Raw genomic sequence first — 9,262 nt, 5'->3', positions numbered from 1 at the left:
CCAGCTCGCGCAGTTCCGTCTTGAGGGCCTCGTGACGTTCGGTTGGCAGTTTGAGCTGCATCCGGAAGCTGAAATGGATTGAGCCGTCAGGTTGCTTGTGTGTGTCGTCGGGTAGTTCGCAACCTTCTTTCAAGATGTAGTCGCCCATCAGGCGGCCGATCAAAGTGCCTAGCGTCTTGTCGCTAGCCTCCGCCCTTCGTGCGTCTAGAGCATGCGGGAGCATCTCAGATGTCCCAGACAGCTTCTGGAATGCGATCATTGCCTTCAGCAGGCGCTCGTACTGTTGCAAACGCAAGAGACAGCGGCCCAAGAGCCGTTGTACTTCGCGTTGCGGTCCTGAGATGTCAGATTGGTCGGGGACAGCCATCGGGAATCCGAGGGAAAGTGCTATGGGGGGGGAGGTATCGGTGTAGTGCATCCGCTGTCGGTACTTCATTTGCAACACTCCCGCTGCCTATGGCAGCCTCAGTGTGTTGCATCGATCCATTGAATCCGCCACCCGAAGCGGACAGTCGCGCGTGGATGCCGTCCCGGCCAATACGACCGCCCGAGCGACCAGGCTTCGCCTTGTGGATCATGCTAAGCAAAGGCTATTCACCGGAAGCGGGTACGCGATCGAAGTGCGAGCCGCAATCAGGGCAAATTACGTTCGTAACCTGATCTGCCAAGGTCAGATGGTATGTCCACCTCGTGCCGTTCTTGAATAGGCTCTTCGCACAGTGGTAGCAATGGGTTCTTACTGTCCATACGCCACAGACCGCACAATCGAGCAGCCAACGCGTCCCCCCTCCCTTGGTTGGTTTGGAACGAATCGATTGAGGATGATGAGCCTCGCCGCAGCCGAGGCAGAAGCTCCGCGACTCCCATTCGCCGCCTTCGAAGTCGGTCTGCTCAGGCTCTGGAAAGAAGGATTGAAATTTAATAGTCAAAAGGCGCTTGAGATTGTCGGTAGCGGCGGCCTTGGGCGAAAGGCCAAGCTGTATCCAACCATGGTTGTGGGACTGTCTCGCCCCGTAGTCGCAGTGCCGTCCCCATTCAAGTGGAGACAGGCTGTCACACACGGTGCCCTCACAGGGCTGAAGAATGAATACGCTGCCGACTTCGTCATAGCTTTTCGTTTGAATAAGTTCATCCAGAAGGTGGCGTGGAGACTGATTCCCCCATGAGCTTCGAAATTTCGCATCCAAGACCAGCGACTTTATGGGGAATGAGTGCGAAAGCCGGCTGTCAACTGTAGATTCTTCGTGGGAAAACGTGAGGTCAAAAAATCGAATGACGAAGTCCGGCCGGCGCCCCGTCTTCGTTTCGAACTGGTACGTCACCGTCACTCGCTGACCGATGTCATTACGGAAAAATTCGAACATCAGGTTGCGCTCGCCGGAGACTGACGCTGTCACCAGTCGCTTGGCCCAATTGCTCTCCGGGGTGAATCTGAAGTCCTCCATCAGAATTGAAAATATCTTTAGCAAGCACCATTTTTCATAGATGTCGCTGGCATGCAGAATGCCGATCCTCTCGACTTCCTCAAGAAGCGAAGGATCAAATCCGATCTTTCTGAATATTTCAGCCGCCATCTTGAAAGACGACAAGCAGGCGGCATAGGTGGGGTTGGTGACGAACGTCATGCCCGTCGGAAAGACGTCGGATCGAGTAACGCCCAATTGAGCCAGTCGGCTGTCAGTGTCTGCAAGATTTCGTGCCAACTTCCCCAAGGCCTCAGCTGACGACGCAATGGCATTTCGCTTCGAATGTGCTCGCTTCGCACGCGACTCCGCTGTTTTTGCCTCCCGCTGCAGTTCCCTGCGTTCCGCGGAAGCCAAGGCGACCGTCCATCCATGTTCTTCAAGGGATCGCCTTTTTGCCGCGCGTGCTGCAATGGGGTCGGTGTGAATCGAAATGGAAGAGACTGCGGAGAATGATAGCTCCCGATAATTCTTTTCTTTTTGGGTTTTTTTAACGACAGAACTGGCTTCGCCTTCAACCGTCAGCTCGCGGCAGATATGGATGGAGGATTGCAAAAGATTAAAGATATCCTCCGGGAACACAACCACGCGGAAGGCAATGTTTTCATCCGGCGCAGCTGCGCTGCGATCGGTTCGATCATAGAAGTACGAAGGCCCGTCACCGAAACGCTTCGTCAACCGGATGGGGAATTTCCTAGTGCGAGATGGCCTGTCGCTGCCGTCTGCACGGTAGTTGGTCAGAGCGTTCACCCTTCGGGCGATATCGGCTGTCTGTTGGTCATATACATCCGGATCGACGTGCCGGCAGGTCATGGCAAGATTATCCTTGGCGCGCTGATCCTCCTGAGTCGCCAATGCGCCGAGAAATTCGCTCTGTTGGGATGCGGTCTTGAGCCAAGCGCTGATCCATCCAATCACTAAACCCAACATGTGTCGGACGTAGCGGTTTTCCGCTGTGTTGCCAGATTCATCGAAGACCCTTCCCGTCAGGCGGCGTGCCTGGGGGTGCTGTGACAACTCGCGGAATGTCTCGGCGGTGGCGCGTACTTTCGAGATCGGCGTTAGCCTACGCCCCTCTTTTACCGCCACCAATGGCGTTGCCAGGATCTTTCGTGCGGCGGTGCACAAGGCATCCAGGATCGGCACGAGTGGCGCGCCGGGCACCCCGGCACCGCCGGTGGTGGTTGCTCCAGCTTCGTCATTCATGATCATCCAGAGCAAGCTGCCTCGGAAATCATCCACGTAGGCTTGGACATCGGCCCGTCCGTACTCAGACAGGAAGTTCTGGATCACCAGGAATTTGTCGCCTATCCGAACCCGAAAACTGCCCGCGCTGCGTGTTAATTCGCTGAGGTGGCGCTGCTTGGAGCTGTCCCATCCATCGTTGCTGATGAACCAGGTACCTTCGTCACCAGGGCTGTTCACTCGGAGCCAAGGTGTCTCTAGGCCGGAAGCATCGACCATCGACGGAAAGAGATTCTCGTGGTCGTCAATGCGGATACCGAGCCAAGAATACGAATCGTTGAAGATGGTGGATTCAACTGTGAGCGCTCCTGTATCGGACTGTTCCACCGCCAGTGGTGTGGGCGCCACCTCGATCTTTCTGGCGACGCCTTCAGCCAGCCAATCGATACGCAGATAGCGGACCTCGAACCCGGGGCGCATCAGCGGGCCCAGAAGTTTGCGATTCCGTTGTTGCCCTCGGCACGCGCAATCAACTCGTCCAGCGCATCCAGGGCGGACTCCGTGACCAGTACGCTGTTCAGGTCGTGTAGTTCGGCTGCCAAGGCGTTTCTGAGGGACGCCAACACGTCGCGTCGCTTCGCACCTATTCCGGTGACCTTGTCGAGCTCGATCACCATCTTCGGCAGAATCTTGTGCAGCACGATGTTGTTCAGTGCCTCCAGTGGCCCGAGCCCGATGTCGCCAGCTTTCTCGACGTAGTTCATCGACTGGCGGATTGCGCGAAGCCCAAATTCAATGCCCAAGGGGTCGAGATACTCGCGTGATAGACGAGACAGTAGGGCTACAGTTGAGTTGTGTCGGTCGAAGGCGGGGTACTGGTCACGAGTGCCTATGTCATCCGCCCTGAGATTGATCGGCTGGCCGATGTCAAGTTCAAACACTTCGACTTCCTTCCCGACTGCTTCCCAATCCACTAATACCGGATTCCTGAAGCGCATGACATGGGCGCGGTCGAGGATCTTGGGGGATAGATAATGTGTGGTCTCGTCTACGTTGATAGCGCCGATGATCCATGCATTGCGCGGGAACCGGAATGTCGGAGGGATGTCCACCAATCCGGCAAGCGAACGCCTGAGCTTTGCGTGGTGAGCCAGTACGTTGTCGGAGTCATGGAAGCCAGCCAGCTTGCGCAACTCCAAGCTCGCATGGTCATTCAGCAGAATGTCTTCGAGCGACGCGTCCACAGGTAGGCCGGCACGTGTCCTAGCTTCCTGCTCCAAGGTCAGGAACAGCCGGTTATCGATGGCTGTATGGCGTTCCTCCGACGATGCATACAGATGGATCCAAGGTTCTCCGCCACGGGTTTCCAGCAGGCTCAGGAAATCGGCAAAGTAGTACTCCACCCGGGCCAGGTTCATCTCGTCGAGGCAGATAAAATGTGGGACCTCGGGGTCGCGGGCGGTTTCCAGTAGTGCAAGCAGAAATTGGGACGGGTGGTAGCGCCCCTCAATCGGGTTGTAGTAGCCCAACAGGTCCTCAGCACTGGTCCAGTTCGGTTTGACCGGCACGATCACGCATTTGCCGCCAATCGCCTCTGCCACCGACTTGACCAGACTGGTCTTGCCGGAGCCGGAGTCGCCGGCCAAGACGAGAAGATCGTTAGTGCGTAGCAGGGTAATGAAGTCCAGCAGCTGAGCGCGGCTGTAGTGCATGCCCTTTTGCCATGCATGTGCCTGCACATAGCCCGCTAGCTTGTTCATATCACCACCCAAGGCCTCCTGAAAGTTGTGGCCTATGCGACTGCGCTGCTGAAGACTTGAGGGGAACAGTTTCTCAAGGTCAGCTTCCTCGATCAGGCGCAGTGCCACCATCCGATCTCCCTTCTCCCTGAGGAGGGATTCGAGCTCCCGCAAACGTTCTTCCAAAGCTGTTCTCCTGCTTTCTGTTTCCGCCTCGAGCGCGCTGGCGCGGCTCGCTGCATTGTCGATTTCGACCTGCAGCTCCTTGAGCTCCTGGTCCAGCTTTTCATTTTCCGCTTGTGCAGCGACAAGTTTCACCCGGGCAGCTTCCAGCTCGCCTTCAGCGCCCGCGGTTTCTTCACGCAGCCGGGCTTCGATCACTTGGCGCGCCGTGTCCGTGATGAACTGCGCGGACTCGGAAGTAAGTCGGTGGACACCCCATCCGTCTGGAATTGAGACGAGCGGGGTCAGGGTGCCGGCTCGCACCATGCAAGCTAGTGGATCTTTGCGTTCCTCGCGCCTCGTTAAAGGTGATAGATCCAGAGTCGCGATTGCGAACTTGGTGGGCGCTTGGTTCCGATTGAAGCGCTGGAGTTCGCTGGGGAGTACGAAAGCTCGGTTGTCTAGTGAATTACCGGAGAGCGGCAGCCTAATGCCCGTGGCCGGGTGGTGTAGATCCGTGAGGAATGCGTGTGACTCTCCATCCACTTGACGCAGTCGGCCGACCACTTGAATGTTCTTGTGGGATTTTTGGTTCCAGATATCGGCAAGAAATTGCAGCAGCTCTGTGTCTGACCACGAGAGCGTAGGCTGCGGTGGATCGGCCGCTACTCGATGTGATGGGATGGCTTCGTTGGCTTCGCTTGTCATTCGGATCGAGTGAATTGGTGGCCGCAACTTGTTTGCCAACTACGAAGAGGGCTGATGAGTGGCCAATGACGATTGCGATTGGTCTTGAATATCATGTCCGTCATGGTACTGGTCTCCTAATGCCTCATCTTTTATGTTATCGCATTAAGCTTCAATCTGCGGTCTTAGGTTGCGAGCTTATCGCTCGGGTGAAAGGTTGCAATAAAGGCGGTACAACGGAATCCGTGATTTAAGTAGACCCTCAATGCTTGGAACAAAGACTTCTACCTTTGCTATGCCCATTGATCGCTGGATGCGACCCAAAGCGGACATCAGCTTGCTTGGGTTGGTCCAGCCACGGGCCCAGAACTTCCTTCTCACCGCCCATCGTTATACCGATGGCCAGGTAGACCGCCTTGACTCGAACTGCACTGTCTCGAACTTTGACGTGGATGCAGTCCAAGTACACGATCGGATAATCGCGCTCGTAAGGAACCGACCGAGACTTAGCGTTTAATTCGGGTAGAAGCCATCTTCGGTTTGCTCAGGCCAGAACCGTCCCGCATGAATCAACTGCTCTGATGTTTGGTGCGAGTGCTGATTAGGACTCCTGCAAGCACTATGGCTGCGGCCAACCCTTGGGGTGCGGTCACTTGCTCAGACAAAACGATGGCTCCACTCCAGCGGCAAGGATTGGAGCCGTAAACTACAGGCTCCCTGCGGCCATTCGGCTGAGAAATCCTCCAGTCCAGTACCACAGCGCGTAGGTCAGACCCCCATCGCGCGGGCTATTATCCATGGCGGTCTGGGCAGGGTCCCCCCTAAAGCAGCATGACTACTTTGTGCTGCAAGCGCTGATTGCTGCGGTGTGAGCTTATACGCGGGCTTGTTTCTGCTTTGGAAATCGGCGGAGCCCGCGGTAGTGTATTTATGAGTTGTTCAGTGTTATTGCTCTGGCTGAATGTAGTCAGCCCACGCCTGCATCATTGGTCGTCGCTGATCCAGCAAGTCGGTTCGATGATATGCCGCCTCAACCTGATTTTTAACGGTGTGAGCTAGAGCGCGCTCAGCCAAGTCCCTGGCATATCCTTTTTCGCTGCACCAGTCGCGAAAGCTAGAGCGGAATCCATGTGCTGTGGCTACTCGGCCCTCTGAATCGCTGGGAGCCGAGAGTCTACGTAATAGGGCAGTCAGCGTCATATCTGACAGTACCTTTCGGGCTTGAACGGATGGGAATACGAGTTCTTCGTCATGGCCGACTTGCTGTTGGAGCAATGCCACTGCCTGTTTGGAGAGTGGAACCCTGTGAACTTGTCTAGCTTTCATTCGGTCTGCTGGAACTATCCATAGCCCGTCACGTAGATTCACCTCACTCCAAGTCATGGCTCGGACCTCGCCGGAGCGGGCGCCCGTCAGGATCAGAAAAAGCAACGCGCGCCGGGTCACGTCGAATTCACCTGCGGTTGCCAACTCCGCTCCGACAAATGTGGGGACGTGCTGCCAAGGCATTGCGGGCTGGTGTTCTTGGCGGATCGTCTTGCTGGGTTGCTGAGGGAGCAAGTGGTTGACCACATCCACGGGGTTGGCTTGGTTGAATCCGTGCGCCCAGCCCCAAGCCATTACGGCGTGAATACGCTGTTTAACGCGTGAGGCAGTTTCAGCCTTTTCAAGCCAGATGGGGCGTAGAACTTCGGCGATGTGCCGAGGCTGTAGCTGGTCGATCGGCAGGTTCCCAATTTTCGGGAAAACATACTCGACCAGTGTGTTGATCCACTGCTGGGCATGTTTGTCATTCCTCCAACCAGGTCTCATCTCGGTGTGGACCTGTGTCGCAGCCTCCTGAAAGGTCGGTATCTGGAGCTTGGTGGCTTCCAGGGCTTTCAGTGTTAAGGGGTCCTGTCCCGTCGCGATCAGGTCTCGCATCTCTCGAGCCAGCTTCCCAGCTGCGGCAATAGTGACTTGTGGATAGCCGCCTAACCCAGCGTTCCTGCGTTTCCCCGTCGAGGGGCTGACGTATCGAAATACCCATTTTCCTTGGCCCTTCAGGGTCGATGAGGGCAGGAGGCTCAGGCCTGTGACGGCTCCATGAGGTACTGCGCGACTTCCGGGAAGGATGCTTCGTGCTTTGACATCGGTGAGAAGTGGCATGGATTTTCAATTGCTTCCGGTATGCCATCCAGTATGCCATTTTGAGAGGGCTGGTGATGGATGCTCTTGGACGTCTCAGGAGTTGAAGGCAACGTAAGGTATTGAAAATAATGATTTATATTCTTAACATTTGGATTGCTACGGACCGGGCTGGACGAATACTAGGCAGACCCCCTCTCCGCCAGATACTTGAAAAAGCCACCTTCGGGTGGCTTTTTCTTTTTGCTCCTCCTGCGCCCGGGCATTGCGGCTGAATGCCCGGTAGCAGCGGCTACACTGTGCGCCTGATCCAACCGGTAAGCCCCATGTCAGAAATCCTCGTCCCCGTGTCCTTCGGTGAGCTGTTGGACAAGATCTCCATCCTGCAGATCAAGTCCGAGCGCATGAGCGATGCGGCCAAGCTGGCCAATGTGCGCAATGAGTTGAACGCGCTGGACAGCACCTGGGCCGCGCATCCGGCTGCGGCGCAGGACATCGCAGCGCTGCGTACCGAACTGAAGGCGGTCAATGAGCGCCTGTGGGACATCGAAGACGACATCCGCCTGAAAGAGAAGGCGCAGGCCTTCGACGACTCGTTCGTGCAGCTGGCCCGCAGCGTCTACATCCAGAACGATGAGCGCGCGCGTATCAAGAAGGCCATCAACCTGGCGCTGGGTTCCAGCTACGTGGAAGAGAAGTCCTACCAGGACTACCGCGCCGGCTGAATCTGTTTTGTAGGAGCGGCGTGAGCCGCGAAGCCCATGGAACACCAGATCACGGAGATTGCTGGCGCGTCAGCGATGCCAGCTTCGCCGCTGACGCCGCTCCTGCAAAGCTGGCTTCAGCCCTGATGATCCGCGCGATAACGCTCAAACACGGCAATCGCATCATCCACGGTGATCAGCGACATCACATTGTCGAACTCGATCTTGGTGCCCCATTTCAGCTCGCTGGCCGGTTTGTTGAGATAGCGGCGTGCGGCGTCGTCATAACGGTCCACGCAATAGCGGCGGTCGGAATACGGGCCGCTGCGTGCAGGGTTGCTGGCCGCATGCAGGCCCAGCACCTTGGTGCCGACCGCGTTGGCGATATGCATCGGCCCAGAGTCGGGGGTGACCAGCAGCGAGGCGCGGGCCAGTAGGGCCGGCAGCTGCTTGAGCGTGTCCTTGCCGACCAGGTCGAGCGCCGGGTGCTTCATTGCGGCGAGGATTGCGTCACTGGTGCTGCGCTCCAGCTCGCTGCGGCCGCCGCATAGCACCACCCGCCAGCCCTGGCTTGCAGCGTGGTCGGCCAGTGCGGCATGGCGTTCGGCGTACCAGTTGCGGCGCTGGTGGCTGGAACAGGGCGAGATCATCAGCACCGGGCGGCCATCCTCGTCCCATTGCGCGCGCGCCCACTCATGCGCTTCCGGTGGTGTGGCCAGATCCCAGCTGACCTCGGTCTGCTTCAGGCCCAGCGGCTCGCAGAAGCTGCCGATGGCGTCGAGCACGTGGATGCCGGGGCGGTCGGGGATGCGCTCATTGATGAACAGCCCGTGCAGGTCTTTGGAGCGCGATTTGTCGTAGCCGATGCGGCGCTTGGCTGGAATGAACGCCGACAACAGGTTGGCACGCGCGGCAACCTGCATCTGCAGCAGCGCTTCAAAGCGTCCGGTAGGAAACTCGCGGCGCAGCGCACGCATGCCCGCCAGGCCGCTGTTCTTGTCGTAGATATGGAAGCGGACCCCGGCTAGCCCATCAAGCAGCTTGTGGCCGGCTTTGTCGATCACCCAATGCAGCGGCGTGCCCGGAAAACCCTGCTGCAGCGTGCGTACCAGCGGCACCACATGGGTTACATCGCCCAGCGCCGACAGGCGCAGGAGACACAGCGGGGAGGACGATACAGGCATGTGTTGTTAGA

General features: G+C 57.4%; 5 protein-coding genes and 2 pseudogenes. 1 reads left to right on the top strand and 6 read right to left on the bottom strand.

What is annotated here, in order from left to right; all coding sequences use genetic code 11:
* The 5 genes and pseudogenes from ACVOLL_RS03040 to ACVOLL_RS03020 form a co-directional block, all read right to left on the bottom strand.
* Positions 1 to 436 (bottom strand): annotated as a pseudogene (locus tag ACVOLL_RS03040) (hypothetical protein); the annotation flags it as partial.
* Positions 437 to 590: 154 nt separating this feature from the next.
* The gene (locus ACVOLL_RS03035) at positions 591 to 3,128 is read right to left on the bottom strand and encodes a hypothetical protein (protein WP_481511514.1); all 2,538 of its coding nucleotides are present in this window, start codon (positions 3,126 to 3,128) and stop codon (positions 591 to 593) included.
* On the bottom strand, positions 3,128 to 5,257 hold the full coding sequence (locus ACVOLL_RS03030; RefSeq protein ID WP_481511513.1) for an McrB family protein: 2,130 nt from the start codon (positions 5,255 to 5,257) through the stop codon (positions 3,128 to 3,130). The genes ACVOLL_RS03035 and ACVOLL_RS03030 overlap by 1 nt, the downstream gene beginning before the upstream one ends.
* 313 nt (positions 5,258 to 5,570) lie before the next feature.
* Positions 5,571 to 5,720, bottom strand: a pseudogene (locus tag ACVOLL_RS03025) (transposase); the annotation flags it as partial.
* A 461-nt stretch (positions 5,721 to 6,181) separates the two neighbouring features.
* Complete coding sequence (locus ACVOLL_RS03020; protein ID WP_481511512.1) at positions 6,182 to 7,384, bottom strand: tyrosine-type recombinase/integrase; 1,203 nt, start codon at positions 7,382 to 7,384, stop codon at positions 6,182 to 6,184.
* 305 nt (positions 7,385 to 7,689) lie between these two features.
* Between ACVOLL_RS03020 and ACVOLL_RS03015 the strand changes: the two genes are divergently transcribed.
* On the top strand, positions 7,690 to 8,088 hold the full coding sequence (locus tag ACVOLL_RS03015; protein WP_296247850.1) for a DUF6165 family protein: 399 nt from the start codon (positions 7,690 to 7,692) through the stop codon (positions 8,086 to 8,088).
* 116 nt (positions 8,089 to 8,204) lie between these two features.
* Here ACVOLL_RS03015 and ACVOLL_RS03010 read toward each other — a convergent pair whose 3' ends face one another.
* On the bottom strand, positions 8,205 to 9,251 hold the full coding sequence (locus ACVOLL_RS03010; protein WP_481511511.1) for a glycosyltransferase family 9 protein: 1,047 nt from the start codon (positions 9,249 to 9,251) through the stop codon (positions 8,205 to 8,207).
* Between the last annotated feature and the right edge of the window lie 11 nt (positions 9,252 to 9,262).

It is taken from the genome of Stenotrophomonas sp. STEN035 (assembly GCF_056759935.1).
The sequence above is the reverse complement of the archived record's forward strand: the minus strand, read 5'-3'. Positions and strand labels throughout refer to the sequence as shown.